This is a genomic window from Allosphingosinicella sp. (assembly GCF_046295735.1).
GTDB lineage: Bacteria > Pseudomonadota > Alphaproteobacteria > Sphingomonadales > Sphingomonadaceae > Allosphingosinicella.
Window position 1 is genome coordinate 37,506 of record NZ_JBKBMQ010000016.1, and the last position, 24,295, is coordinate 61,800.

Below are 24,295 nucleotides of genomic sequence, written 5' to 3' on the forward strand. Positions count from 1 at the left end.
TATGTTCTTCACGGCCTTTCCTCCCGGAGTCCTTCGTTGACCTCGCACAGGAAGCCGGGCAGCCGCAGGCACGCGACCAGCGTGGCGAGGCTGATGAGGCCGAACTTGAGCTCGTTCACGAAGCCGACCTGGCGGTCGGGATCGGCGCCGAGGAAGCGGTCGGCGAAATTGGCGAGCTGCGCGAAGAACAGCTCCACGTCGCCGCCCGAGATCATCAGGAAGAACAGGAGCGGCAGCCCGAGCGTCATCAGGTAGGTCGTGGCCAGGAAGCCCCCCGCCTTGAGGAGGATGTAGCAGGTGTCGGCGGCATGGCCGCGCCAGCCCTTGCCGGGCGGCGGGAGATCGTCCTTCACGGCAAGCTCCTGCGCTGGTTCGGAGGGTGTGACGAGGTGGAGTGACATGGGTTTTCAGGTCCTTGCTTGAGGGTGGATTGAGGTGCGGCCGGCAAAGGCGATCCGCTCGATCGCGTCGGCGAGCTGGTGGCCGCGGGCGATCTCGGCATCGATCGCGGCGAATGTCTGGGGCGAGCTCGAGAACAGCGTCGCCGAATAGTCGTCGAGCACGAGCCGGCCGATCGCCTCGGTCTCCGGCCCCTTGATGAACACCTCCGAATAGTCGGAGCCCGAGCGCTTGAGGCTGCGGATCAGCGTCTCGGTGCGGTCGTCCATGTCGAGGCGTTTGCTGGCTTTGAAGTCGGCGATGGTCTCGGGCTTCTGCTGGAGGATCAGCATCCAGTCGCTGTTCTCGAGCGCGGCGGTCGCCCCGTCCGACTTGTAATAGTCGTTGAGCGACTGGGTCGCGGTGGCGAGCGCGCCGCCGTACTTGCGGCAGGTGCGGGCGTAGGTTTCGACGAACTCGCCCATCGAGCCGCCCTTGAGCATCGACCAGGCCTCGTCGATCAGCAGCAGCTTGCGCACCTGGCGCGGCGAGCGGGTCATCGCCTGGCTGGTCATGAACATGATCGCCGAGAGCACGACCGCCCGCAGCTCCTCGCGGCTCGCTAGGTCGGACATTTCGAACACCGTGAAGTCGGCATCGAGCGCGAGACTCGCCTGGCCCTCGAAGAAGGCGCCGTAGGTGCCGCCGGCCATGTAGGGCGCGAGCGCGGTCGCGAGGTCGGACGCTGTCTCGTTGCCTTGTGCCGCCAGCGCCTCGCCGACGCCGGTGATCGTCGCCGCGACGCCATGCTCGCTCCACACGCTGTTGACCGCGCGGTCGATGAGCCCGCGCTCGGTGTCGCTCAGCTTCTGGCTGTGCCGCGCCATCTGCCCGACGATGGCCTTGACCATGCCGAAGCAGTCGAGACGATAGTCCTCGTCCTCCTCGGCGCGGGCCGCGTCGATCATCGAGAAGGGGTTGAGGCAGAAGCCCGCCTTCATCGTGAACTCGACGAAGCGGCCGCCCTGGAGCTTTACCGAATGCTCGAAGCTGCGCCCGTCGTCGATCACCACGACCTGCGCGCCCGCGCCCCGGAGCGCCGCGCACATCTCCTGCAGCAGCACCGACTTGCCGGAGCCCGACTTGCCGCAGATCGCGACATTGTGGTTGCCGGCGTCGTTCTCGAATGGCGACCAGAAGAAGGGCTGGCCGCGCCGGCCCACGAACAGCAGGTGCGGCTGCGCGCTCCCGAGATATTCGCCCTGCATCGGCGCGATGTTGGCGGCGGTCGTCGACAGCACCGTTTTGAAGCGCTTCAGGCGCTCCATGTCGGCGCCGAGTCCGTCGGCGAGCGTCAGCGGCATGGCCGCCAGCAGGCCCTGGACCTGCAGGTATCGCTCGTCGGCGAGATCCCAGCCCGCGGCCTTGTAGATCGACTTGATCGCGCGCTCGTGGCGGTCAGCCGACCCGAGCGGCGAATAGGCCGTGATGCCATAGAACACGCGGACGAGCCGGCGGCCTTCCTGGAGCTCGGCCTGGACGTGCTGCCATTCGGCGGCCTGCTCACCGATGCGCGGCAGGAAGCGCGCGCTCCTGGTGCCCGCGAGGCTGGTCGTGCGCATGAACTTGAAGCCGGCCTTGGCGCTGGCGGCCTCCTGGTCGGGATAGACGAGGCACAGCATCGTCGCGGCCGGGCATGGAAAGCGCAGCTTGTCCGTGAACAGGTCGCCGATCAGTCGCGCGCATTCCCACGGCGCCCAGCGTTGCGGCATGTTGCGGACCGCGAAGTGCCGCACGTCGAACGCGTCGGGATAGACGGTGCCGATCTCCGGCACGCCCTCGTTCGTCCTGCCGGTCGGGCGGAAGCGCTCGGTACGCAAGTGCATCCGGTCCTCGTGGACGATGAGCTCGATGTCGTGGCGGATTGCCTGGGCAGCGATCGGATCGTTCGGATTGTAGGGCACCGCGTCGTCCTGCGGCGCCGTCGTCGGCGAGGTGAGATCGTCGACAAGCGCGATCAGCTGCTCCGGGCCGACCTCGGCAACGCCGAGATTGAGCGACTTCAGCATCGCGACCAGCCCGTCGCGGGTCTGCTTGAGCTCCTCGTTGCCGACGCCCTTGGTCGCGGGGACGCCGACCGAGACGATCACCTGATGATGGCGCGCGTGGAACGGGGCGTCGGCCGAGCCCGACTCCCAGACGAGACCGTAGAGCCGCTTCGCCCGGTGGCGGGCGATCGCCTCATAGACCCCGCCCTGGACGTAGCGCGGCGCGAACCACGGCGCGACGATCCGGCTGATGCGCGGGGACGCGAGGTGCAGCACCTGCAGACAGGCGCCGGGCGGCAGGCCTTCGGAGAAGAAGGCGCCGAGGATCTCGCCCGTGCGTTCGTCGGCGCCGATCAGCGGGGTCACCGAGAGGATGAACCCCTTTGATCGCGCGTTGAAATAGAGTCGGCTCGCCGGGTCGAACACGCGGTACGGCAGCCAGTCCGACAGCATGTCGAGCATCAGCGGCGGCCGACCTTTCTCGGCATGTTCGGCGTCGCCGAGCAGGCCGGTCAGCACGCGGTCCAGAATCGTGTTCAGCCGCTCGGCCATCACTTGGGCTCCTTGTCCGCCGGCGCGGGCGCGGAGGTCGTGGCGTTGTCGCTGCCCTTTGGGGCTTTGGCGGCTTCGATCGCTTCGACACTCGGGTACGCCAGCGGCGCGTCGCCGCCAGGCCGAGGGGTCCGATCATGCAGGGGGGACGACATGTCGAACCCCTCGACCGCCGGTGCCTTGGCACCGGCGACGGCCTCGCGCGCCGTGGAGGGGAGGACCAGCGGCGAGGAAACGGGGGAATCGGGAATGGGCGAGGCAGCCGGCGAGAAGGGCGAACCGAGATCGGCATCGGCCTCGTCGCCGCTTTCCTTTACGGCAGAGTCATCTGCAGCCTGGGCAGCCTTGAGCTGCCGGCCGAGCTGCCGCATCAGCGGCGGCGCGGCTTCTTTGCCGGGCTTGCGGCGCAGCTCCGCGGCCCAACGCGGAATTTCGACGACCGCCCAGGCGACGGCTTCGTCATGCAGCGTTCCGGCTTCGTCGACATGCGCCGGGAACACGATCTTGAGCGTGCGTTCCGACGTCCGGCCGGTGTCGCCTGCCGCAACCTCGGCCCGGATCCGGGCGAGCTCGGGCGAGGACCGAGCCTGCTCGAGCGCGGCGGTCGCGCCAGCGTCGATAACGTGACTCGGCGCGCAGCCGCCCTTGGGCGCGCGGCAGGTGAACTCGCCCTGGATATTGGTGCCGAATGTGGTGCAGCCGCTCAGCGCCGCCGCGAGGCCTGCGCCGACGATGAGGCGCTTGGGGTAAGGCATGGAAGTCATCCTTTGCTGGTCTGGCGGGGAGCGGCGCGGAGGAATTCGCGCAGCGCGGCCGCGGGGCGATAGCCTTCGAGCACGGCGCCGTCGGACGGCCGCACGATCACTGGCGTTCCGCCGAAGCCGTGCGCCTTGGCGAAGGCCTCGTTGGCGTCGAGGCCGCTCGTGTCGCACGGCTTGGGATTGGCGAGCGCTAGGCCCGAATAGGCCATGCGCAGCGACATCTCCGGCCGGGGCGAACAGAGCACCTGCTCGGCGACTTGGCGGCTTTCCGCGCCGAAGATCGAGATCGGGCGTTCCTCAACCCGCGCGCCGATCCCCTTGAGCTCGCCCTCGAGCTTCTTGCAGTAGCTGCAGTTGAAGTCGGAGAAGACGACCACCTTCGGCCCGTCCGCCGGACCCCAGGTGATCGCCCCGTTCGCCGGCAGCCCGGCGAGCGAGACTCGCGTAGGCACGCTGGCACGCTGCTGCGCCCGCTCGTCCTCTCCGGCTTCGCGGCGTGCGGCGCCGGCGGTCAGGAGGTCCGGGTTGAGCGCCAGCAGCCGCGCGGCGGTCAGATCCTGGCGCGCCTCCATGTCGTAGACCCGGCCGATCACGAGATACTTGGTCGCCCGGTCGACGTAGAAGAGCGTCTGTTTGGAGGCGACCTCGCACAGCCCACCGAGCCCGGAGCAGTCGATCGCATCGATCGGCGTCTTCGGAAGCCTGAGCTTGAGCGCTGCGCGCACCGTGGCGGTGTCGGGAGCGGCCGTCGGCGCGGCGAGGCTGGCAACGCCCCAGCCGGTGGCGGCGGAGACGGCGACGACGGCGGCGAGTCCGGCCGCAGGGCGCAGCCAGCGGCGTGCGGGCTTGTTGGGTGCATCTGTCACTGGGAATTCCTCACGTAGACGCCGTCGAGGAACACGATCTCGACATCGATGCCGGTCGGCATCTCGACGACGGGTTGGTACTGTTCGGCGCGCTCGATCAGATATTTGCTGACCGTGTCGGCGGCGTCGGCGGCGCCCTGGCCGAGCCCGCCTGTCACGATTTCGCCGGGCGTGAGCTGGCCGCGCGTGCCGTCGGGGTTGGTGGTGATGCCGGAGAAGAGGCTGTTGGCGTTGGCCGAGAAGCCGCGGCCGAACCCGCCGATGATGCCGGCGAGCAGCGCCTGGCTGACGAGACTGCCTTCGCGGCTGACGACCCGCCCGCGCACGCCGGACTTGCCGGCGAAGCTGATGAACCCCTTGACCTCGCTCACCGCCACCCCGCCGCCGGGCTGGTCGCAGGTCATGCGGGCCAGCTTCACATAGACTTTCTCCGAGGAGAGGTCGCCGCGCGCCGCGCCATTGACCACGCAGCCCTGGATTCGGGTGGTGAGCACCTTTCCATTCTGCATCACCGACCGCGCCGGCCCGGTGATCCTCAGTACGACAGGCAGCGGATCGGTCTGGCTTGCGACCCCTGCCGAGGCGTCGACGCCGACGATCACCCGCGCCGGGGCATAGGAATTGGGCGGGAGGTAATCGGGCGAGTCCTCGATCACGACCGGCGGCGCCTCCGGGCGTGCCGCGCGAAGCCCGGTCGCGCCGGCCTTCTCGCTGGTGAAGCTCAGCAGCTTCACCTCTCCTGGAGACGGGATCATCGCCTCGCCGCCGCCTGCCGCCGTGGCGGGCGGGGTGGTTCCGCGCGCATCATAGCTGCCCGCCTGCGGTCCATAGGCCGGGGGCGGCGTTGCCGGTGCGGGCGCGGAGGCCTGGCCGGCGAGCCGCGACTTGAGGTCTGCGTTCTCGGCCGAGATCGCATCGATCGCGGCCTGCCCGTCGACGCGCATGGCCTGGTTTTCGGCCTTGAGCGCGGCGAGCTGCGCCTCGACCTCGCTGCGCGGGACAGCGGATTCCCTGAGGGCCTTCTGCTCGCGCGTCACCGCGTCGAGCCGGTTGCCATAGCTGGCGACAAACTCGCGCTGCGAGAGGTCGCGATTGACGAGACCCGCGGTATCGATGGTCTGCGCCGCCTGGGGGTCGTCGGACGCGCTGTCCTCGTCGCCGCCGAGGATGAACCAGCTACCGCCGACCAATGCGACGGCGGCTATCCCGCCGAGCAGCAGCCTCTGCCGGCGCGCGGTCCGGGCGTTGAGGTCGGCCACTTCTGACGGCGAGGCGGGCTCGGCCTGCAGCGGAGCGGGATTGTCGTGCAAGTCAGTCATGGCTGCTTTCCCCGTTGGTGCCGACCACGAAGGCCGTCGTGCTGGAGCCGGGCTCTAGCGTCGGGTTGACGATCGACACGGCGAGGGTGTCGCGGGGCGCGAGGTCGCGCTCGGCGAGCGTGATGGACTTGCGTCCGCGGTTGGTGATCCGGACGACCTTGCCGGCGAGGCTCGCGCCCCGGTATTCGGCGACAAGCTGGATCTCGAGGTCGCCGGCGCGGGCGGGGAGGTCGCTCGCCTGCCGCACCTCGAAGCCGTCGATCGTCCGGTCGTTCGCCATCGCCTGCACCAGGCGGATAGCGCTGGTCGCGAGCGGAGTTTCGCTCTCCCATTCGGCGGCCTGGCTGGTGGCGATCGCGGGATTGGTGATGAACACCTGCGCCGCCGGAATCGGCTCGACCCGGCACGAGACTTTGTAGACGAAGCCCTTCTTCGTCGTCGCAAAGAAGCTGATCGACCCGGCCGCATAGGTCTCGGGCACCGAGACGTAGATGTCGCCGCGAATGGGCTCGTTGGTGACGGCGAAGTCGTTGTACGGCGTGCCGGTCGACATCTTCGACACGCTCGCAAACTGGTCGCCGACGAGCGCGAAGCGGGTGAGCTCGCGGGCCGAGACCGAGCACTCGATGCCGGCGCCGTCCGCCGCCTGCTTGAACTGGTCGGCCGCATGGGCCGGCAAGCTCGTGAACGCGAGCATCGCGGCCAGGCCGGGCAGCGCGCCGCGCGCAAGCCTCCTGCGTTGGTAAGCCATCACTGGGCCTCCTTGGATTTGTCTTGGGGTGGCAGCTGGACGAAGCCCGAGAGCGCGAGCCGCAGCCCCCGATAGGTCCAGCTGAAGCGGAACCGGCGCTCTTCGCTGGCGATGACCTGCGCGCCGACGAAGGTCTTGAGCGTGCCCGTGACCTCGGATGAGAGCGCTTTCGGATCGACGGTCATCGTCCGGATGACGAATGCCTGGGTCACGTCCGAGCCGCGCTGCTCTTCAACGATGCGGACGAGCTCTGCCTTGAGGCGGCCGTGACTGGCCGGATCGGCCAGCTTGAGGATCTCGCTCATCCAGTAGTCGAGGCCCTCCGGGCTGCGGTTCAGGAGGACGAGCGCGGTGTCGCGGGTGACGAGCTCGAGATAGTCGGCCTCGACCCCGGCGCTGCTCACCGTCAGCTGCTTCGGCAGCGTCGGCAGAAGCACGACCTCGCGGTCACGGGTCGCGGCGAGGCTTGTCGTAACGGCGAGCGCGACGGCCAGGCCGGCACTGGTCAGCGCGAACAGGTTGCGCTGCCTCAGCAGCGACTGCTGGCGCTCGTGCGAAATGTCGGCGAACATGGGTGTCTCCCCTCAACCGGCAAGCAGGCGGCAGTGGGAAGGCGGCGTCGCACGGAGGCCCAGGAATCCGGCCGGCAGATACCAATATGCGGCATGGGTGAGCCAGGAGCTGGCGCGTCCTGCTTTTGCCTTTCGCAGCGCGAACCAGGCGCCGAAGGCGACAACGATGCCGATGAAGATATGCTGGCTGAGGATGCCCCAGGTGAAGGGGACGATCATCCCGGCGAACTCGTCGATGGTCCAGAAGCCGATGAGCTCCGGATCGTCGAGCCGACGGGGAATGATGTACCGGTCCGCCATGGCGACGCGCCTTCCCTGCCCGACCGTCAGATGACCGCGGTCACGACCGAGGTGACGATCGGGACACCCGTGCCCACGCCGATGCCCACGCCGACGGGAACCGCGACCTGACTGAGCGAGAAGCGCCCGGAGGCGAGGCCGATCAGGCCGCCCGCGAGGCTGAGGACGGTGATGATCTTGCCGCCCGAGCCTTCGAGGAAGTCGGTGAACTTGGTGAGCGCCGGGGTGAAGGTCGTGTCGGCGCCGGCATAGGCGGCTCCGGTCGCGAGTGCGGCGATGGCGACGGGGATGGCAATGTTGGCGGCCCTGCCAACGCGATTGAGGCCGAGGCCGCTTGCGCCGAAGCGCCGGGGGAGGCTGAGAGACTGCATGTGAAGCTCCGCTTCGAGGGGTGAACGCAGCGTCCTTTCGTTCGCTGTGTGTTCCACATGCATCTAGGAAACGGCTGTAGGAAATAGGTGCCAGTGCATTGCCTGCCACGGCGGACGTATATGGACAAACCGGTAGAGGCGCTGGCGGAGGGTCCCGCTGATCTCAGCCGCTTAGCAGGGACTCACCGCTGGAAAGCTCCGTGTGATGCGCCGGCGATCACCGGCGAATCGCGGTCTCGGCATGATTCGCCTAGAAACGAGATGTTCCCTATGTGTTCTTTTCGTTTTCCTACAGCATAGCTCTCGCGATATGCCTGCGACTCACCACACCAACGGAAGAGTCGTGTCATGCATCCACCAACGTCCCCCACCGGTCACGCGAACGACTGTATCGCGCGTACCCTGGCCCATGCCGTCGAGTGTGCCGACAAGCCGCGGCACCAGATCGCCCGCGAAGTCGGCATGCACCGCGAGACCCTGCTGCGCGTGCTGCGCGGCGAACGTCCGATCGGCCTCGATGAAGCAGCCCGCATCCTCGCGGCCTGCGGCGCGAGTCCGCGCGCGACCATCGTGCTCGCGCTGACCGGGCAGGAAGACCTGGCCTGCGAATGGATGCGCACCGAGATGGGCGAGTTCCTCGAAGAGTTCATCAGCGCCCTGCCAGCGCACCTTGAGCGCACTCTCGGCCGAAGGGTGGAGGACGTCAGGCCGCGCTGGGCGAACGGCACCTCACAGCTCGTGGCGCGGATGCTGGCCAAGCATATCGACGACTTTCTGGGCCGCGACATCGCGATGTCGCTGGGCCGCTAACCGATCTGCCTCAGAGGGGACCGAGCTAGCAAACGACTGGACGACAAATGAATGCCTTTCCCCAGAGCAATGATGCCATGCCCCTGTCGGTCGAAGCCCCTTCTTCGCCGCTCGCGCCCGGGCGGCTCCTGCGGTTGCCCGAGGTGATGGCCCGGGTCGGTCTCAGGCGATCCGCAATCTATCAGCGCATGAGCGATGGCCGGTTTCCGCGATCACGTTCGCTTGGCCCGAAATGTACCGTTTGGGTCGAGTCCGAGATTGAGGACTGGATCCGAAGCGTTGCCGGCACGGGCTGAACCTACCGGTGTTCGCGTCAAGCCGCAGATTGCTCCGAGCAAGCTTGGTCGCCTGACCGGATGTGCGTAGAGCTCGCGACAACGGCAATTTGTGGAAATAGCTATGATAATCTCCGGCGCCGCCGCCGATGCAGAAATTGCCAAGGTCAAACCGGCAGAAATCGAAGACGCCGGGCTGGCCAGCTTCGCCTATCTTCGTCTGGACGACGAGGACTTCGAACGCCTGTGTTATGCGCTTTCGAAGCGTTCGGCGCCCCTTGGCGTCGAACGGATCTGGGATGATGCGGCGCTCATGGTGCGTGGCGCTGATGCAGGTCGCGACGTGCTGCTGACGAAGGGTGGCGTTCCGGTCGGCGTGATACAGTGCAAGCGCTTGGAAGGGCAGATGGCCCTTCCCGCTGTGTTTCGCGAGATGGCCAAACTCATCCTCTTTGCGAGCGTGAACGGGGACCTGCGGTTCGACCGCGAGCTCATCTATATGCTGACGGTGGCGAGGGATCCCGCCAGGACGGTCGTGGACTATTTCGCGCGGCGTTCGGAAGTTGAGCCAGCAAAGCGCGACGCCATCATGGCCGCCGCGGTCGAGGTCCGCGACACCTACGCGACTTTGGCGAGGATGGATGACGAGGTTGTAGAGCGGTTGGTGTTCGCAAGCCTGCCGAAGCTCTCTATCAAGCTCCTCCGCCCCGTCGATCTTGACGAGTGGATGGGACGCGAAGGCGCGGTCGCGGCCCGCTTCTTCAAGCAGCGCATCGTGGTGGATAACCAAATCGTATCCGACCGCCTCGATGCCTTCGAAGGTCTGCTCAGGGGTCTGGCGGGGGACGTGCAGAAGCTCGCTCCGGTTACGGACGAGGACCTTGAACTACTGCGCGAGCAGATCCGCGATACGCCCGAGACACACCGGCTGAATCTCGGCATCGCGATGCTCTTCGGGTTTCCGCCGGAAATGTTCGTGGGGCGGCCCAATCTCGAGAAGCGGGTAGGCCGACTGAGGGACCTGCTTCAGGAGGTCGACGCCGACTACACCGATTGGGTGTTCGCCTTGGCTCGGGAAAAGGCCGCCGAGATCTGTGACTCCGCCGAGGCCATGTACGCTCCGATGATCGCTCGCGCGATAGTAGCCCCGTTCTTGGGCTATGTTGCCAAGGAGTGCTTGGCGGTCGCGCTCTCCGGATCAATAATGTCGAGCATCCTAGATCGCCTCAGCAACGCTCCCCGCCTTGAGAGCGACGAGGCGCGGTTACGCCAAGCCCGCGAGGACGTGGCCTCCGAGTGGGGGCGTTACCTTGCTGGTGACTTCGGGCAGATGATCGGCGACGCGGAAGATCTGAAATTGAAGCGCCTGATCGTCGAACGGGCGCTCGAAGGGCTGCGTTCGCAGGAGCATCTCGAGAATGCGCTGGAGATGGGCGCCGATCTTCTCAAGCAGAAGCTGTTCGACGCCGCAGATTCATTGCGGGCCACATGCAAGCACAAGGTCAGCATCGTTCTCACTGGCTCTCGTGGCATCGACAGCGACGCGGGGCTCAAGCGCCTAGCTGATACCGTTCGCAGCTTGGAGGCGCTCAAGCGGTCAGGCGAAATCTAGGCCGCGCTTGCTGGGACTTCACTTCCGGCTAAGCTAGGCGGATGCTCTCCAGCGATCCTCTTCATCCCGATAGTTTGAAAGAAAAGCAGCGGCGGCTCCGCGATGGGTTTTCGACGCCCCTGACCCTTCGCGTGCACCGGTCCCTGTCATGGCTGCGTCGAGCGCAAGCCGAGACGAATGACCTCGACGTCCGCTTCATCCTGCTGTGGATCGGCTTCAATGCCGCCTACGCCGGGGATATCGAGGCCTCGGCAAGTTCCCCTGCCCCGGAGGGCGAGCGCGGCTTGTTTCAGGCCTTCTTCTCGACGCTCGTCCAGTTCGATTCCCGGCACCGAATCTACGACATGGTCTGGGAACGGTTCAGCCAGGAAATCCGGCTGCTGCTCGGCAATCGCTATGTCTACCACCCGTTCTGGCAGCATCAGAATGGCGTGCCCGGCTATGCTGATTGGGCCGAGAAGCTAGAGCGCAGCCGGACGGCTATCAATCACGCGCTGCGCGAGCACGACACGGTCCGGATCCTCTCGATCCTCTTCGACCGCCTCTATGTCCTGCGCAACCAGCTCGTGCATGGCGGCGCGACCTGGAACAGCGACGTCAACCGCGACCAGGTTCGCGACGGCGCATCGCTGCTCGGATGCTTGCTGCCCATCTTCATCGACCTGATGATGGACAACCCCGGCCACGAATGGCCGATGCCGAACTATCCTGTCGTGGAGTGACGCGCACGATTTTTGGCCACTCTGACGCGGGGTTAGGTATCGCTCTCAGCCAGCTCGACGTGACTGATCCCGTCGGGGCCATTCACGGGCGGCTTGAGTACGCCGGCCGCAACCGCGTGTCCGATGCAGCCCTTGTCCATCCGTCGCCGGTCGCCGTTGAAGTCGAGGAATATGGGAATCGAGCGGCTTCCCAAGTGCCAGGAGATTCGCTTCAAATACTCGTGGAAATAGGCCTGCCGTGCGGTGGTCGGCGCGGGCGTGACTTTGCCCAAGGTGTCTGCGTCGATAGTTGATGCCGCCTTGACGAAGACGTCTGATTGGCCGCTCACCGGCTCATAGTCCAACGGCACGGCTGTCCATTCCGGCATTCTCGCCCGCTCCCGCAATTCAGGCACTTAGCTTGAAACGAAGGAAGCTCTCCGTCTAGACTGCGCGCGGGGCGTAGCGGGGGCTCACGACCGATTATGTCGCACACGCCAGGGACGGGGGCCCGATGCGCCGGTACAACGATTCACTTCTTCATTCCGCGTCGGACCTGAACGCCTTTCTCGGCTGCTCTCACGCGGCCGCCTTGAACCTGCAGAAGCTTGTCGACCCGGCCTCTCTCCCGGACAGGGCGGAAGACGACGAAAGCGTCCAGCTGATCCAGCAGGCCGGCCACGCGCACGAGGCGAGCTATCTCGCTCAGTTGAAGGCCGCCGGGCATGACGTCGCTGAAATCGCAGGCGAAGGGACCCTGGAGACAAGGGCGCAGGCAACGCTCGCCGCCATGCGGGCGGGACATGAGATCATCTACCAGGCCACCTTTCTCGCGCCGCCGTGGCACGGATTCGCGGACTTCCTGCGCCGAGTGGAGATTCCGTCCGCCCTCGCCGACTGGTCGTACGAGCCGATCGATACAAAGCTCGCGCGGACCGCCGATCCGAAGCACGTCCTCCAGCTGGGCCTGTACTCCGATCTCATCTCCGAGATGCAGGGGATGGCGCCGCATTCGATGCACTTGGTCCTCGGCGATGGCCGCGAGGAATCCTTCCGGCGGGTCGAGTTTCAGTACACGCTCGCAACGGCCAAGGCCCGCTATCTCGAGTTCATCGGCTCAGGCGCCAAGGGCTCGGTGGGCGAACCCTGCTCGGCCTGTGGCTACTGCGGCTGGCGCCACCATTGTGAATCCATCTGGGAAGCGGCGGACCACCTGAGCCTCGTGGCGGGAATCAGCCGCGGCCAGATCGACAAGCTGCGCGCGGCGGGCATCAACTCGGTTGAGGCGCTGGCGAGGACGCCAGAAGGAGCACGCATCCCAAAGCTCTCCCCCGAGACATTCGCGCGTCTTCGTGCCCAGGCCGCTCTTCAGGTCGAGGCGAGGACGGGCGAGCGCCGGGTCGAAGTGCTGCCGGTGCAGCCCGATCGCGGTTTTGCCAGGCTCCCGGCTCCGGATCCGGCCGACCTGTTCTTCGATCTCGAGGGAGATCCGCTGTTCCTCGGCGGCCTCGAGTATCTGTGGGGCATTCATTACCGTGACGGAGCACAGCCGCGGTTCATCGCCGAGTGGGCTCACGATCATGATGCCGAACGCCAGGTGTTCGAGCGCATCGTCGACTTCCTGACCGCGCATGTCAGAGCCAACCCCGACGCCCACATCTACCACTATGCGGCCTACGAAGTGACGGCGTTGCGGCGTCTGTCGACCGCTTACGCCTCCCGCGAAGATGCCGTTGATGCCCTGCTGCGCGCCGAGAAGTTCGTCGACCTCTATTCGGTGGCGCGGCATGCCATCCGTACCTCCCAACCGTCGATGAGCCTCAAGGCGCTTGAGGCGTTCTTCGCCGCAACCAGAGACGAAGCCGTCACCAAGGCTGACCAGTCCATCGTCTTCTATCACCGCTGGCGAGAGACTCGCGACGAGAAGCTCCTTCAGGACATCCTCGACTATAACCGGGTCGATTGCGAAAACACTGAAGGGCTCCGGAACTGGCTGCTCGAACTGAGGCCCGGCGGAATCGAATGGTGGGCGCGCCGGGAAGTGCCGACCGTCGTCCAGGTCGAAGAGGACCCGGCAGAAGTTCGTCGCGAGCAGCTTCGCCGGCTGGTTCGCGAGCAGGCGGCCGGGCTGTCCGAACGCGGCCGGGAGCTCCTCGCACACGTCATCGATTTTCACCGTCGCGCGAAAAAACCCGAGCAATGGGCGGTATTCGACCGCTGCGAACGGCTCGAGGACGACCTCATCGACGATGGCGAATGCATCGGTGACATCAGACCGGTACAAGAAGACTGGCTTCGGCCCGAAAAGCGATCGATCGTCGCGACTTACGCATTCCCGCCGCAGGAGACGAAACTGCAACCCGGGAAGGATGTGCTGCACGCGCCGTCCCGGCAGCGGCTCGGCAGCATCCAGAGCCTCGATTGCGAGGCGGGCCTCGTAGAAGTGAAGCGAGGCGTGAAGTCCGGAACGGACTGGCCATTAGGTGGCTCGATCATTCCGGCGTGGCCGATCGACACGGACGTGCTCGAAGGCGCCGTTCTGCGGGTCGCCGAATATCTGGCAACGGGCAACAACGACCTGACGCGCGAGCTCCGGGCGTCGGGAGCGACGGTCACCGGTCGGTACGAGGCGATCGTCGATCTCATCGAGCGGGCACCGCCTCGCCTGAGAGGCTGGCCCGGCGGCAATCTCGTCGGCGAGAGCGAGACCCTGGTTGAAGCGGCGACGCGCCGCGCGCTGGCGCTGGAGCGATCGACCCTGTTCATCCAGGGGCCGCCCGGCACCGGCAAGACCTTCACCAGCGCACATGTAATCGTCGCCCTGCTCAAGGCGGGCAAAAGGGTCGGCGTCTCGTCGAACAGCCACAAGGCCATCAATAATCTGCTCGCCAAGGTTGAGCAGGTGGCTGCCGCAGAAGGCTTCTCGTTCGACGGGGCCAAGAAGGTCAACCGGAGCGATCCCGAGACCCATCTGAGTGGTCGCATGATCCAGGACTTCGACCGGGCGAGCGACATCCTCGATCAAGGTTCGCAACTCGTCGGCGGAACCGCGTGGCTCTTTGGAATGCCCGAATTCGACCAGTATTTCGATTACCTCTTCATCGACGAGGCCGGCCAGGTGTCGCTGGGGCACCTCGTCGCGATGGGCGCAGCAGCGCGTAACATCATTCTGGTCGGCGACCAGATGCAGCTCGGCCAGCCCATCCAGGGCGCGCATCCGGGCGAGAGCGGACTGTCGGTCCTCGACTATCTGGTCCAGGGCGCGGCCACGATCGCTGCGGACCGGGGCATACTCCTCGACACCAGCTGGCGCATGCATCCCACGATCTGCGGTTTCATCTCGAGGGCGGTCTACGACGGCCGCCTGAAGGCTGAGCCGGACAATGAGCGCCAGATGCTTGTTCTCTCGGCAGCGCACGAGGCCCTGCAGCCGTCAGGCATCCGGCTGGTGGAGATGGGGCATAGCGGCTGCCGCCAGCGAAGCGATGAGGAGGTCGAGCTCGCCGCCGGCCTGATCGAAAGCCTTCTACGACAGCGATATATCGATCGAGCAGGGAACGAGGCGCGCCTTGGACTGGACAACATTCTCGTTGTGGCCCCGTACAACATGCAGGTGAACGCCTTGAAGGCCCGCCTTCCAGACGGCACCCGTGTCGGGACGGTCGACAAATTCCAGGGCCAGGAGGCGGAGGTCGTCATCGTCTCGCTGACGACCTCGACGGCGGAAGACCTGCCGCGACACGTGGACTTCTTCTATTCGAAAAATCGCCTCAATGTGGCAATCAGCCGAGCGCGAACGCTCGCGGTGGTCCTTGCCAATCCAAAGCTCCTCGAACTCGACGCGAAGGCCGTCGAGCACCTGCGGCTGGTAAACACGCTGGCGTGGCTCAAGGCGGAAGCGTCGGGAGGGGTCTATGGATGATGCCGTGGCGAGCTACCTCGCCATTTTCACGCAGCGTGCCAAAGACGCAGGACTGGACATGAGGCCGCCCGGGAAGAATTGGGCGCCGATGCGGGAGATCGTGCCGGGCTCTCACATCAGCTTGAGCGTTCGCCGCGACGCGATTCAGGTTAATCTGAACAACGAGCGCGATGAGGATCGCCGGCAGTTCGAGCGGCTTTACCGCGAGCGTGCCGCGATCCAGTCGGCGATCGGCGAAAGCCTTGCCTGGGAACAGAAGGAGGGCCGCAAGAAGACGGCCGTTCGCGCGACGCTCAGCCGCGGCTATGAGGACCGCAGCGACTGGGATGAGCAGCATCGCTGGGCGATCGGGATGATGCAGGCGTTCGAGCAGGAGTTCGGCTCCCGACTGCGGGCCTCGCCAGGGACGGAGAGGACTCGTTGAAGGAAGAAGAATTCCGCGCGTGGATGCAGGCGCAGGGCCAGGCTCCCAACACCGTCTCGACCCGGCTGGCGGATGCCCGCAGGGTCGAGAGGCACTACGGCGACCTCGACGAGGCGTTCGAAGCGGACGGCTTTGCGGCCATCCTTGAGGATCTCGCCTACTCCGCCGAAGATAACGCCGCGGGCAAGCCGAACACCTCGAAGATCCAGATCGATGGTGACCCGTACAAGAGCCTGGCATCATACCGGTCGGCGCTCTCCGTCTATCGCCAGTTCCGCGAGAACGGCGCGGGGCCGAGCGCCGGGCAGTCACAGGCCGACCGTATTCGCGCATTCGTGCTGAAGCAGATCGTCGAGCCGGCCCGCCGTGCGGGCGAGAGCCGCTTTGTCGTCCGTGCAGGCGACGTCCACAAGCAAATGGGTTTGCAGGACGCCATGCCGGCCGTCTGCAGCGCCGTCGGCGGCACCAAGTTCCAGGCCCTGGCGGGTGTTCGATTGGTGCGGCGCGAGGGACCGGAGAACAGCTCGACCACCGAATTCACCTTCGAGACGGTGTCCAACGGGACATTCGACGTACCCCGCGCCGAGGCGATCCTGCGTGAGCGTTATGGCGATCCTGACGTCGACAGCCAGAAGATGGTTTCGTTCACGCTCGCCGACGGCCGAGCGATTGCGCTCCAGAAAGACATCTCGAGGGTCCAGCTCTGGCTCGAGGACGACGAACGGGCCGGCGCGCCGCCGGTACAGGAAGTGCAATCATATGCGGCCGACAAGGGCCGGCATTCCAATCTGCCCGGTCGTCTCAGCCATGCTCCGCCCTCCGATCTTCGCAATGTGGGATTCCCGAAGCCGGTCCTCAGCGTCCGCGCCTCGAGCGAGGGAGAGCTGCTCAAGGTTCTTGACTGGTATGAGGGCAAAGGAAGCCGCCTCAACCGCGAAGCGCTCGAGAGGCTCAAGACGCTGTTTCTCGCGAGATACCCCGACTTCGAGCCGGAGGGGTTCGCAGCCAGCAGCGGCGGTTATTTCGACGAGGAGCGACGCTACAAGGACGCCCTTCTGGCGCGGGCCCAGGAGGCGCTCCGGAGGGAACCGCCGCTCGATGATGAGGCGCTCGGCGCCGCCTTTCTCGACCTGCTGACAGGCCAGGAGTCCGGGCTTCTTGGCTGGCGCACCGACGCCCGGATCAAGAACCTGCGCACCGCGCACCCGGGCGTTCTTGAGCGGCACGCGGGGCAGCTCGCAAGGTCGACGGGCGATATTGCCGACGCGGTAGCCGCTTTCGTGCAGGGGACCTGGCCTGTCCTCAAGGAAGGCCAGGAGAAGAACCTTCCCTACAGCGAAAGCCGAAACATCCCGACGATGATCGCAGCGTTCGCGCGTCCGACCGAAGCGTACGGAATTAATACGGACCCGGTGATGAGGACCGCTCGCGCGCTCCTCGGCAAGCCCGTCCTCACCTACAACCCGCTCAGCGCGGACGAGTATCGCAACGTGCTCGACCTGATGGGCGCCATTCGCGACGTGATGGACCGTGAATGGGACTGGAAGCCGCGCGACCTGTGGGACGTCCAGGGGTTCATCTGGGCGGCAAACCGGGCCGACAACTCTCAAATGGACAATGCCGCGAGCACGGGCTCCGGCGGGGGAACGACTGTGACCAGACCGACCAACCTCATACTTTACGGGCCACCCGGGACCGGCAAGACCTTCGCGACGGCCGAGGAGGCGGTGAGGCTCTGTGACGGATCTGTTCCTGCCAGCAGGGAGGAGCTGAAAGGCCGCTACGACGCGCTGATGGAAGCGGGGCAGATTGGCTTCGTCACATTCCACCAGTCCTACGCCTATGAAGACTTCGTCGAAGGTCTCCGGCCGGTCACCGGCGATGACGACGGCGCCGAGAGCCAGGGTGGCGGCTTCAGGCTGGAGCCGCGCAAGGGCGTGTTCCGCGAAATCTCGGCGCTCGCCGAGCAGGCGCGCAAGAGCGCCGGTCGCTCGGGCGGCTATGACCTCGGTGATCGCCAGTTCTTCAAGATGTCCCTCGGTCGGGCCGGCGCGGAGGATCATATCTACGATGCCGCGATCGAGGGCGGATATATCGTGCTCGGATGGGGCGGAGAGGTCGACTGGTCCGATCCGCGCTACGAGGACTACCAGGCGATCTTCGACAAGTGGAACGAGATCGAGCCCGGCACCAAAGGCAACAGCGGCAATATCTCCCAGGTCTGGCGATTCCGCGGCAGCATGCGCGAGGGCGACATTGTCATCGTGTCGGAAGGAAATTCGCACTTCCGCGCGATCGGCGAGATCACCGGTCCCTATTATTACGAGCCGACCGGCGAGCGGACCTACAATCATCGCCGGCCGGTGCGTTGGCTTCTTGTCCTCGACGAGGCGCTGCCGATCGACACGATCTACGACGGCGCGCTGACGATGCAGTCGTGCTACATGCTCAAGGAGGCGAAGGTCAAAAAGGAGGCTCTTTCCCGCCTCCTTCCCAGCGACACTCCGGCTGTTCCTTCGGCCCCCGACCAGTTTGTGCTCATCATCGACGAGATCAACCGGGCCAATATCTCGAAGGTGTTCGGCGAACTGATCACGCTCATCGAGCCCGACAAGCGCCTTGGCGAAAGCAACGAGCTTCGGCTCAAGCTGCCTTATTCCGGCGACACCTTCGGCGTCCCCGCGAACCTGCACATCGTCGGCACGATGAATACGGCGGACCGATCCATCGCTCTCCTGGACACGGCGCTGAGGAGGCGCTTCCGCTTCAAGGAACTGATGCCGAACCCCGACCTGGTGTCCGACGATGTCGAGGGCATCAACGTGAGACGTCTCCTCCAAACCCTGAATGATCGTATCGAGTACCTCTTCGATCGCGAGCACCAGATCGGCCACGCCTACTTCCTTGGCTGTGCGACCAAGGAGGGCATCGATGAGGTCATGCGCGCCAAGGTCATCCCGCTGCTCGCGGAGTATTTCTACGAGAACTGGGAGCGGGTCCGGCAGGCCCTCGGGGAAATCGAAGACGATGGCGGCTTCATCGTCCGCCGGAAACTCGCCCCGCTCGCGGCAGGGGAAGGCGACTACGTGAACGAGCGGTGGCGGTATACCGTCCGCGACACGTTCAGCCATGAAGCCTACCGGCAGCTAACGGGATGATCCGCCGCAGCGTCCGCGAATGGGATTATATCCCTATCGAGGAGCCCGGCGCGGGTTCGTTCAGCAGGGCGGCCGCGGACCGCGTCGTCGAATGTGCGGCCGCCGTTCGGTCGGCCGGCCTCGACGGCGAGCGCATCCTGGCGAACCATCCGAAGAAGCTGCGCGCCCAGCAGGTCGTCGGCGTGATCGCTGCCGATGACGTGACGCTTGAGATCCTTCCCAAAATTGACGGCAACGAAAGCGACGCAGCCGCGCGTCGAAGCCTTGTCCACATGCTCGCGGTCGTGCTCAATCTCGACATCGTCGAGGGCGCCCTGACGGATCTCGGATGGCAGCGCGACGACCTGCTCGAAATTCTGATCCGGCTGTTCTGCGACCGACTGTTCGAGGCGCTCCACCGTGGTCTTCCCCGACGCTATGTGCCGCATGAAGACGACTTGGCGGCCCTGCGGGGCAGGTTGGATGTCAAGCGGCAATTCACGGTGCTTGCGGCCAGTCCGCAGCGATTGGCGTGCCGCTATGACGAGCTGAGCGCCGATATCGCCCTCAACCAGATCATGAAGGCAGCGGTGACGAAGCTCGCCAAGGTTGCGAGGGCGCCGGAGAACCAGCGGCGACTGGCGGAGCTCAGCTTTGCCTTCGCCGACATCACCGCGCTGCCCGTCAAAGCCCTTCCGTGGCACCAGGTCGTTATCGACCGAACCAACCGCTCTTGGGCGCAACTACTTTCCTTGGCTAAGCTGCTGCTCGGCGACCGCTTCCAGACGACGAGCAGCGGTGACGTCCGGGGCTTCTCGCTCCTGTTCGAGATGAACAAGCTGTTCGAGGAGTTTGTCGGACGGAGCCTTGTTCGCGCCCTTTCTGGAACCCGCTTTGAGGTCCGCCTGCAGGGTCCCCGGGGCTATGCGCTGGCTGACCTCGAGACGGGGCAAAACCGTTTTGCCACAAAGCCCGACATCACGATCGCTGAGCGGGGCGCACCGGTGCTTGTGATCGACACCAAATGGAAGCGTCTCAAGGGGGCCATCGACGATCCAAAATACGGCGTCGGGCAAGCCGACGTGTATCAGATGATGGCCTATGCCCACGTCTATCGGTGCGAGCGGCTGTTACTCCTCTACCCACACCACGCCGGTTTGGGATCGGAACCCGCCGGGCTGACCTGTGTTCATCGGATCAACGGCACGGACGACAGCCGGATTGGAGTTGCGACGCTGTCTCTCTCGAACCCGAAGGCGGCCGTCGGGCAGCTGAGAGAACTTCTGTTTGTTGAAGAACTGGCTCTCCACCCAAAGCAGTTTGCGGCAGCCTGAGAGTGGAGGTAGCGTCTCTAATTTGAGGCGATTGCGCCGACACTCCGAAAAAGTGTGGGCGTAAATGTGGGCGTAGTTTTTCGGTGGGCTACGAACTCGAACGATTTCAATCTGATAGGTGACGAGTTCGAATCCCTCCTGCCCGCCACTTGCCATCGCGAATGCGTTCTCCCGATCCGGCTGCGGCTGGATTTTTCCGTTGTCTTCGGGGGTTATGCGGGATGGGCTGAGCACCGCCCTCTGCCTGGTAGGCTTGGTAGCGTTCTCTTGGGGTCGATATTCTCCGGACCTGTTGACTGCGCCAGTTTGGTGAATTCCAATCAAGCCGTTGATTTTGTTTGCGAAAGAAGTGATGCGAACTGGACGGTTCGATATCGGTGTCACGGTCAAGAGATGCGACCCTGATCGAAACCTCGCCGGTCACCGTGGCCGGCGCGCGACTCGACGCCCACGGTGCCCCGACCTGTCACCATCTGTTTCAGCTGATCCGCTACCAGGCCCTCTCATTCTGCCCGAGCCGTTTCGCCAGTAGGCAGGGGCGGCAGACCAAGTTCCTCGAGAAAGCCGTTGTGTCGTCTTGCAGCAGACTGAGACCGGTTCTGTAGCTCAGCGAGCTGGCGATGCACATCGGCAAGATCGATCTCCGGCTCAGCCTCGGCGGTGCTTACATAGCGGGTAATATTGAGATTGAAGTCATGCTCGCGCTCAATTTCTTCGAGCGGCACAACTTTTGAGAAACGTTCTTCCTCGCGACGGTGTTTATAGGTTTCGACGATCTTGTCGATATGCTCCGCCAACAGCGCGTTCTGACGTTTTCCTGGCTGATAGTGCTCGACAGCGTTGATGAACAGAACATCATCGGTACGCTTGCACTTCTTGAGCACGAGGATGCAGACCGGAATGCCGGTCGAGTAGAACAGCTTTGCCGGCAATCCGATGACGGTATCGATGTTGCCGTCCTTCAGCAGTTTGGTGCGAATCTTCTTCTCCGCCCCGCCCCGGAACAGCACGCCGTGCGGCAGGATGATCGCCATGGTGCCGTCCTTGGCGAGGAAGTGGAACCCGTGCAGCAGGAAGGCGAAATCGGCGGCCGACTTCGGCGCAAGGCCGAAATCCTTGAACCGGAAATCCTTTTCCATTTCCTCGGTCGGGTTCCAGCGGTAGCTGAAGGGCGGATTGGCAACGACCGCGTCAAATTCGATCTTCTTCGCGGGGTTCGGCTCGCGCAGGATGTCCCAGTCGTTTTCCAGGCTGTCGCCGTGGTGGATGTCGAACTCGGTATCCCGCATCCCGTGCAGCAGCATGTTCATCCGCGCGAGGTTGTAGGTCGTGATGTTCTTTTCCTGACCGTAGATCTTGCCGATCCCGTGCTTGCCCATGTGTCGCCGGACGTTCAGGAGAAGCGAACCCGAGCCGCAGGCGAAGTCATAGACGTGGTTCAGTTTCGCACGCCGGCCCGATGCCGGGTCCTGGCTGTCGAGCGTCACGATGCGTGACAGGATCGTGGAAATCTGCTGCGGGGTGTAAAACTCGCCCGCCTTCTTGCCTGACCCTGCGGCGAACTGGCCGATCAGATATTCGTAGGCATCGCCGAGAAGGTCGCGGTCGCTGGGGAATTCCGCCAACCCCTCGGCAATCTTCTGGATGATCGTGCACAGCCGCGCATTGCGGTGCGGATAGGTCCGGCCCAGCTTGTCCGAATCAAGGTTGATCTCGGAAAAGAGGCCCTGGAAGTTCGCAGAGAAGGACTCGGTCTCGATAAACCGGAAGCCCGCCTGCAGGGTGCGCAGCAGTGCATCGCTCTGGGTCCGGGCCAGCTCGGTGACGGAACTCCACAGGAAATCCGGCTTGATGATGTAATGCACCTTGCGGCGCATGACCGTTTCGAACTCCCCCGTGTCCTCGGGATTGCGCTCGTACCAGACAGCCAGGGGCGACCGCCGGTCGCCTGCCGGAAGGTCGGGCCAGTCGGCGCCGAGTTCGGCCCGAGCGGCATCTTCGTAGTTGCTGGACAGATAGCGCAGGAACAGGAACGACAGCATATAGTCGCGAAAGTCGTCCGCGTTCATCGCCCCGCGCAGCTCGTCGGCGATAGCCCACAGCACGCGGCCGAGCCGGATCTGGTCCTGTTCGGTCATGGGGTGGCTCCTTCGGTTTCGGGCTGCGGAAACAGCGCCGGATTGAACCGGTAATCGGTCATGAAATTCTCCAGGATCCGGCGGAAGATGTCCTTATTCTCCGGCAGCATCTCGGCAGGCTCGAACAGCGAATAGCTGCCGTGGCTCAGCAGCTGGATATAGCGGAAATGCAGCGTGCCGTCTTCGTCGTCGGGATCGCGCTTCATGACGTCACCGAAATGGCTGAAGCCGTGGAATGTCGCTGTCTTTTCCAGGATGCTGCGCAGGATCGTGAAGTGATAGGTGTAAAGCCTGCCTGCCTGCGCAGCCTCGTGCAGTTCCTTCAGCATGGCGACATGGTAGAAGCGCGGCGTCGCGCCCGTGTCGCGCAGCACCCAGCCCGCCGCCTCGCGGCCAAGGTAGAACTGCCAGGGCTTGTTCAGCTCGTTGCACAGCACGTTGAAGAACAAGGTGTGGTGCGAGGAGATCACGGCCTTCAGCCGCTCCTGCCCCTTCAGCATCCGCGCCAGATGCGCGGCGACGGCGATGGCGTTCTGCTCGTCGAGCGACGAGATGGGATCGTCTATGTAGAGGTAGCGCACCCAGTCATAGGCTTCCTGCCCGTCGATGGCGAGCTGCGCCACGGCCAGGAAGAAGCACCAGATGAAGAGGTTCTCCTCCCCGCGCGAGATCTTGATGGGCACGGGCACCTCCGCGCCCTGGGCGTCCTTCGCCGTCTCGCGCCAGAAGAGGATGGTGCCTGCGGCATAGTCGATCTGGAAGTCGAAATCGGCATGGCGGCGCAGCAGCGGGCGGATGCGGTTTTCCATCTCGAGCTCCGCCAGACCGTCGAAAAAGGCCGATGCGGTGTTCATCCGCAGCACCCGGTCGCGGTCGTTCGCAAGGTCGTTGTCCCAGCTGAACAGGTCTTCGGTGAAGGCATTGAAATAGAGCGTGTCGCGCGCCGTCACCTGGCCTTCCGCGTCGCGCGCCTTGCCCAGGTCCTTGAAGGCCATCGACAGGCGCGTTTTGCCGGTGCCGTTATGGGCGAAGATGAGGGTGCATTTCTTGTTGGCGCCTGCGATCTCGCGCCGCAGATGGGCGGCGAGCGCGTCGAGCGTGGCGAAGGTTCCGGCGGCGGCCATGGGTCAGGCGGCGCTTTGCGGGAAGAGCTGCTGCATCAGCCCGCGCTTGTGGGCTTTGAGCGCCTCCAGCCGCTCGCCCTCGGCCCGGATCAGATCGTCGAGGGAGGTGAGGCAATCGGCGATTTTCTGTTGTTCTGACTCTTGCCTCGGATATGCCAGCAGCACTTCCGAAAGTTGAGACTTGGACAGGCCAAGCACCTTCGCACCCTGCGCGCGCTCCTGTATCTGCTTTCGCACGGCGGACGAAGCGAACAGGCAAGCTGCAAAGCCGACGATCAGCCGCCGCTCTATCGGGCTGGCTAGGATGGTGTGAAGGCCTGAAACCAGCCTTTCGCCGTTGATCTCAACGACCTCGATAGCCTTGCCGATATCGGCGAGATCCTCGGAGGCGTCGGCAAGTATCACGTCGCCGGGTTCACAGAATGCATCGCTGGCAAGTCGATCGGCAAGACCATCGTCGAGAAATGGAACGGTCTCCTCCGACAAGCGAAATGAATTGCAGAGGCCTTTGTGAATATCGCCGTAGTGGATGTTCCTCGTGGTGCCCGACTCATAATTGAGCCGATCGCGCGGCCATGAATTCGTCGGCTTGAAACGATACACCTCACCCAGCCGCTTTACCTCCCACGGGCCGGCGTCGTGGAATTCGGGGAAGCGCAGGCGGGGGGTGGTCTCGCCGGGGCGGGGGAAGAGCTGCTGCATCAGCCCGCGCTTGTGGGCTTTGAGCGCCTCCAGCCGCTCGCCCTCGGCCCGGATCAGATCGTCGAGGGAGGTGAGACAGTCGGCGATCTTCTGTTGTTCGGGGTTGGAAGGAACCGACACATGGATTTCGCCAAGATCGGACGGGTTGATTGCCGGATAATTTGGCAATTATATACTTTGCGTAACACGGCGCAAAGG

At 64.7% G+C, this 24,295-nt stretch carries 21 protein-coding genes; 8 read left to right on the forward strand and 13 right to left on the reverse strand.

All coding sequences use genetic code 11. From position 1 onward, the window contains the following. Window positions 1-8: 8 nt before the first annotated feature. Genes ACK4K7_RS14225 through ACK4K7_RS14265 form a run of 9 tightly spaced genes read right to left on the reverse strand, consistent with a single transcriptional unit; the run spans window position 9 to window position 7,918 of the window. Window positions 9-353 (reverse strand): hypothetical protein, encoded by a 345-nt coding sequence (locus tag ACK4K7_RS14225; protein ID WP_431866994.1) that lies wholly within the window; start codon window positions 351-353, stop codon window positions 9-11. Window positions 354-407: 54 nt separating this feature from the next. Beyond that, window positions 408-2,978 (reverse strand): type IV secretion system protein TraC, encoded by a 2,571-nt coding sequence (traC, locus tag ACK4K7_RS14230; protein WP_431866995.1) that lies wholly within the window; start codon window positions 2,976-2,978, stop codon window positions 408-410. Next, the gene (locus ACK4K7_RS14235; protein ID WP_431866997.1) at window positions 2,978-3,733 is read right to left on the reverse strand and encodes a conjugal transfer protein TraV; all 756 of its coding nucleotides are present in this window, start codon (window positions 3,731-3,733) and stop codon (window positions 2,978-2,980) included. Before ACK4K7_RS14235 ends, traC begins: the two co-directional genes overlap by 1 nt. A gap of 5 nt (window positions 3,734-3,738) precedes the next feature. Further along, on the reverse strand, window positions 3,739-4,605 hold the full coding sequence (locus tag ACK4K7_RS14240; protein WP_431866999.1) for a DsbC family protein: 867 nt from the start codon (window positions 4,603-4,605) through the stop codon (window positions 3,739-3,741). Then, window positions 4,602-5,924 (reverse strand): TrbI/VirB10 family protein, encoded by a 1,323-nt coding sequence (locus ACK4K7_RS14245; protein ID WP_431867000.1) that lies wholly within the window; start codon window positions 5,922-5,924, stop codon window positions 4,602-4,604. Before ACK4K7_RS14245 ends, ACK4K7_RS14240 begins: the two co-directional genes overlap by 4 nt. Next, the gene (locus tag ACK4K7_RS14250) at window positions 5,917-6,675 is read right to left on the reverse strand and encodes a type-F conjugative transfer system secretin TraK (protein ID WP_431867002.1); all 759 of its coding nucleotides are present in this window, start codon (window positions 6,673-6,675) and stop codon (window positions 5,917-5,919) included. The genes ACK4K7_RS14245 and ACK4K7_RS14250 overlap by 8 nt, the downstream gene beginning before the upstream one ends. Beyond that, window positions 6,675-7,247, reverse strand: a complete 573-nt coding sequence (locus ACK4K7_RS14255) for a type IV conjugative transfer system protein TraE (RefSeq protein ID WP_431867004.1) — start codon at window positions 7,245-7,247, stop codon at window positions 6,675-6,677. Before ACK4K7_RS14255 ends, ACK4K7_RS14250 begins: the two co-directional genes overlap by 1 nt. Window positions 7,248-7,259: 12 nt before the next feature. Beyond that, window positions 7,260-7,547, reverse strand: coding sequence for a type IV conjugative transfer system protein TraL (gene traL, locus ACK4K7_RS14260; RefSeq protein WP_171128498.1), 288 nt, complete (start codon window positions 7,545-7,547; stop codon window positions 7,260-7,262). Between the two features lie 26 nt (window positions 7,548-7,573). Then, entirely contained in the window at window positions 7,574-7,918 is a 345-nt protein-coding gene (locus ACK4K7_RS14265; protein ID WP_431867005.1) for a hypothetical protein, read from the reverse strand. Between the two features lie 348 nt (window positions 7,919-8,266). Here ACK4K7_RS14265 and ACK4K7_RS14270 point away from each other — a divergent pair, with 348 nt between their 5' ends. From ACK4K7_RS14270 to ACK4K7_RS14285, 4 genes are all read left to right on the forward strand, one after another. Further along, complete coding sequence (locus tag ACK4K7_RS14270) at window positions 8,267-8,728, forward strand: helix-turn-helix domain-containing protein (protein ID WP_431867007.1); 462 nt, start codon at window positions 8,267-8,269, stop codon at window positions 8,726-8,728. 77 nt (window positions 8,729-8,805) lie between these two features. Beyond that, complete coding sequence (locus tag ACK4K7_RS14275) at window positions 8,806-9,024, forward strand: AlpA family transcriptional regulator (RefSeq protein WP_431867008.1); 219 nt, start codon at window positions 8,806-8,808, stop codon at window positions 9,022-9,024. Window positions 9,025-9,127: 103 nt separating this feature from the next. Then, complete coding sequence (locus ACK4K7_RS14280) at window positions 9,128-10,615, forward strand: hypothetical protein (RefSeq protein WP_431867009.1); 1,488 nt, start codon at window positions 9,128-9,130, stop codon at window positions 10,613-10,615. A 41-nt stretch (window positions 10,616-10,656) separates the two neighbouring features. Then, window positions 10,657-11,337, forward strand: a complete 681-nt coding sequence (locus ACK4K7_RS14285; protein ID WP_431867011.1) for a hypothetical protein — start codon at window positions 10,657-10,659, stop codon at window positions 11,335-11,337. 32 nt (window positions 11,338-11,369) lie between these two features. On the opposite strand, the gene ACK4K7_RS14290 is transcribed toward ACK4K7_RS14285, so the two are convergent. Next, window positions 11,370-11,705 (reverse strand): hypothetical protein, encoded by a 336-nt coding sequence (locus ACK4K7_RS14290; RefSeq protein WP_431867012.1) that lies wholly within the window; start codon window positions 11,703-11,705, stop codon window positions 11,370-11,372. 125 nt (window positions 11,706-11,830) lie between these two features. Here ACK4K7_RS14290 and ACK4K7_RS14295 point away from each other — a divergent pair, with 125 nt between their 5' ends. Genes ACK4K7_RS14295 through ACK4K7_RS14310 form a run of 4 tightly spaced genes read left to right on the forward strand, consistent with a single transcriptional unit; the run spans window position 11,831 to window position 20,133 of the window. Further along, the gene (locus ACK4K7_RS14295; RefSeq protein WP_431867014.1) at window positions 11,831-15,238 is read left to right on the forward strand and encodes a TM0106 family RecB-like putative nuclease; all 3,408 of its coding nucleotides are present in this window, start codon (window positions 11,831-11,833) and stop codon (window positions 15,236-15,238) included. Next, on the forward strand, window positions 15,231-15,662 hold the full coding sequence (locus ACK4K7_RS14300; RefSeq protein WP_431867015.1) for a DUF4268 domain-containing protein: 432 nt from the start codon (window positions 15,231-15,233) through the stop codon (window positions 15,660-15,662). Before ACK4K7_RS14295 ends, ACK4K7_RS14300 begins: the two co-directional genes overlap by 8 nt. After that, the gene (locus ACK4K7_RS14305) at window positions 15,659-18,820 is read left to right on the forward strand and encodes an AAA family ATPase (RefSeq protein ID WP_431867017.1); all 3,162 of its coding nucleotides are present in this window, start codon (window positions 15,659-15,661) and stop codon (window positions 18,818-18,820) included. The genes ACK4K7_RS14300 and ACK4K7_RS14305 overlap by 4 nt, the downstream gene beginning before the upstream one ends. Further along, a complete protein-coding gene (locus ACK4K7_RS14310) occupies window positions 18,817-20,133 on the forward strand; it encodes an McrC family protein (protein WP_431867018.1) in 1,317 nt (438 codons plus the stop codon). Before ACK4K7_RS14305 ends, ACK4K7_RS14310 begins: the two co-directional genes overlap by 4 nt. Window positions 20,134-20,636: 503 nt before the next feature. On the opposite strand, the gene ACK4K7_RS14315 is transcribed toward ACK4K7_RS14310, so the two are convergent. Genes ACK4K7_RS14315 through ACK4K7_RS14325 form a run of 3 tightly spaced genes read right to left on the reverse strand, consistent with a single transcriptional unit; the run spans window position 20,637 to window position 24,265 of the window. Then, window positions 20,637-22,271, reverse strand: a complete 1,635-nt coding sequence (locus tag ACK4K7_RS14315; RefSeq protein ID WP_431867019.1) for a type I restriction-modification system subunit M — start codon at window positions 22,269-22,271, stop codon at window positions 20,637-20,639. Beyond that, window positions 22,268-23,395: a hypothetical protein gene (locus ACK4K7_RS14320; RefSeq protein WP_431867020.1), complete on the reverse strand. Its 1,128-nt coding sequence runs from the start codon at window positions 23,393-23,395 to the stop codon at window positions 22,268-22,270. The genes ACK4K7_RS14315 and ACK4K7_RS14320 overlap by 4 nt, the downstream gene beginning before the upstream one ends. A gap of 3 nt (window positions 23,396-23,398) precedes the next feature. Continuing rightward, on the reverse strand, window positions 23,399-24,265 hold the full coding sequence (locus ACK4K7_RS14325) for a restriction endonuclease subunit S (RefSeq protein ID WP_431867022.1): 867 nt from the start codon (window positions 24,263-24,265) through the stop codon (window positions 23,399-23,401). Window positions 24,266-24,295 lie beyond the last annotated feature (30 nt).

Coding starts and splice junctions, on each gene's coding strand:
- ACK4K7_RS14235 (WP_431866997.1), bottom strand. CDS start 3,733: ATGCCTTACCCCAAGCGCCTCATCGTCGGCGCAGGCCTCGCGGCGGCG.
- ACK4K7_RS14270 (WP_431867007.1), top strand. CDS start 8,267: ATGCATCCACCAACGTCCCCCACCGGTCACGCGAACGACTGTATCGCG.
- ACK4K7_RS14310 (WP_431867018.1), top strand. CDS start 18,817: ATGATCCGCCGCAGCGTCCGCGAATGGGATTATATCCCTATCGAGGAG.
- ACK4K7_RS14300 (WP_431867015.1), top strand. CDS start 15,231: ATGGATGATGCCGTGGCGAGCTACCTCGCCATTTTCACGCAGCGTGCC.
- traL (WP_171128498.1), bottom strand. CDS start 7,547: ATGGCGGACCGGTACATCATTCCCCGTCGGCTCGACGATCCGGAGCTC.
- ACK4K7_RS14250 (WP_431867002.1), bottom strand. CDS start 6,675: ATGGCTTACCAACGCAGGAGGCTTGCGCGCGGCGCGCTGCCCGGCCTG.
- ACK4K7_RS14245 (WP_431867000.1), bottom strand. CDS start 5,924: ATGACTGACTTGCACGACAATCCCGCTCCGCTGCAGGCCGAGCCCGCC.
- ACK4K7_RS14265 (WP_431867005.1), bottom strand. CDS start 7,918: ATGCAGTCTCTCAGCCTCCCCCGGCGCTTCGGCGCAAGCGGCCTCGGC.
- traC (WP_431866995.1), bottom strand. CDS start 2,978: ATGGCCGAGCGGCTGAACACGATTCTGGACCGCGTGCTGACCGGCCTG.
- ACK4K7_RS14285 (WP_431867011.1), top strand. CDS start 10,657: ATGCTCTCCAGCGATCCTCTTCATCCCGATAGTTTGAAAGAAAAGCAG.
- ACK4K7_RS14255 (WP_431867004.1), bottom strand. CDS start 7,247: ATGTTCGCCGACATTTCGCACGAGCGCCAGCAGTCGCTGCTGAGGCAG.
- ACK4K7_RS14290 (WP_431867012.1), bottom strand. CDS start 11,705: ATGCCGGAATGGACAGCCGTGCCGTTGGACTATGAGCCGGTGAGCGGC.
- ACK4K7_RS14315 (WP_431867019.1), bottom strand. CDS start 22,271: ATGACCGAACAGGACCAGATCCGGCTCGGCCGCGTGCTGTGGGCTATC.
- ACK4K7_RS14280 (WP_431867009.1), top strand. CDS start 9,128: ATGATAATCTCCGGCGCCGCCGCCGATGCAGAAATTGCCAAGGTCAAA.
- ACK4K7_RS14295 (WP_431867014.1), top strand. CDS start 11,831: ATGCGCCGGTACAACGATTCACTTCTTCATTCCGCGTCGGACCTGAAC.
- ACK4K7_RS14275 (WP_431867008.1), top strand. CDS start 8,806: ATGCCCCTGTCGGTCGAAGCCCCTTCTTCGCCGCTCGCGCCCGGGCGG.
- ACK4K7_RS14320 (WP_431867020.1), bottom strand. CDS start 23,395: ATGGCCGCCGCCGGAACCTTCGCCACGCTCGACGCGCTCGCCGCCCAT.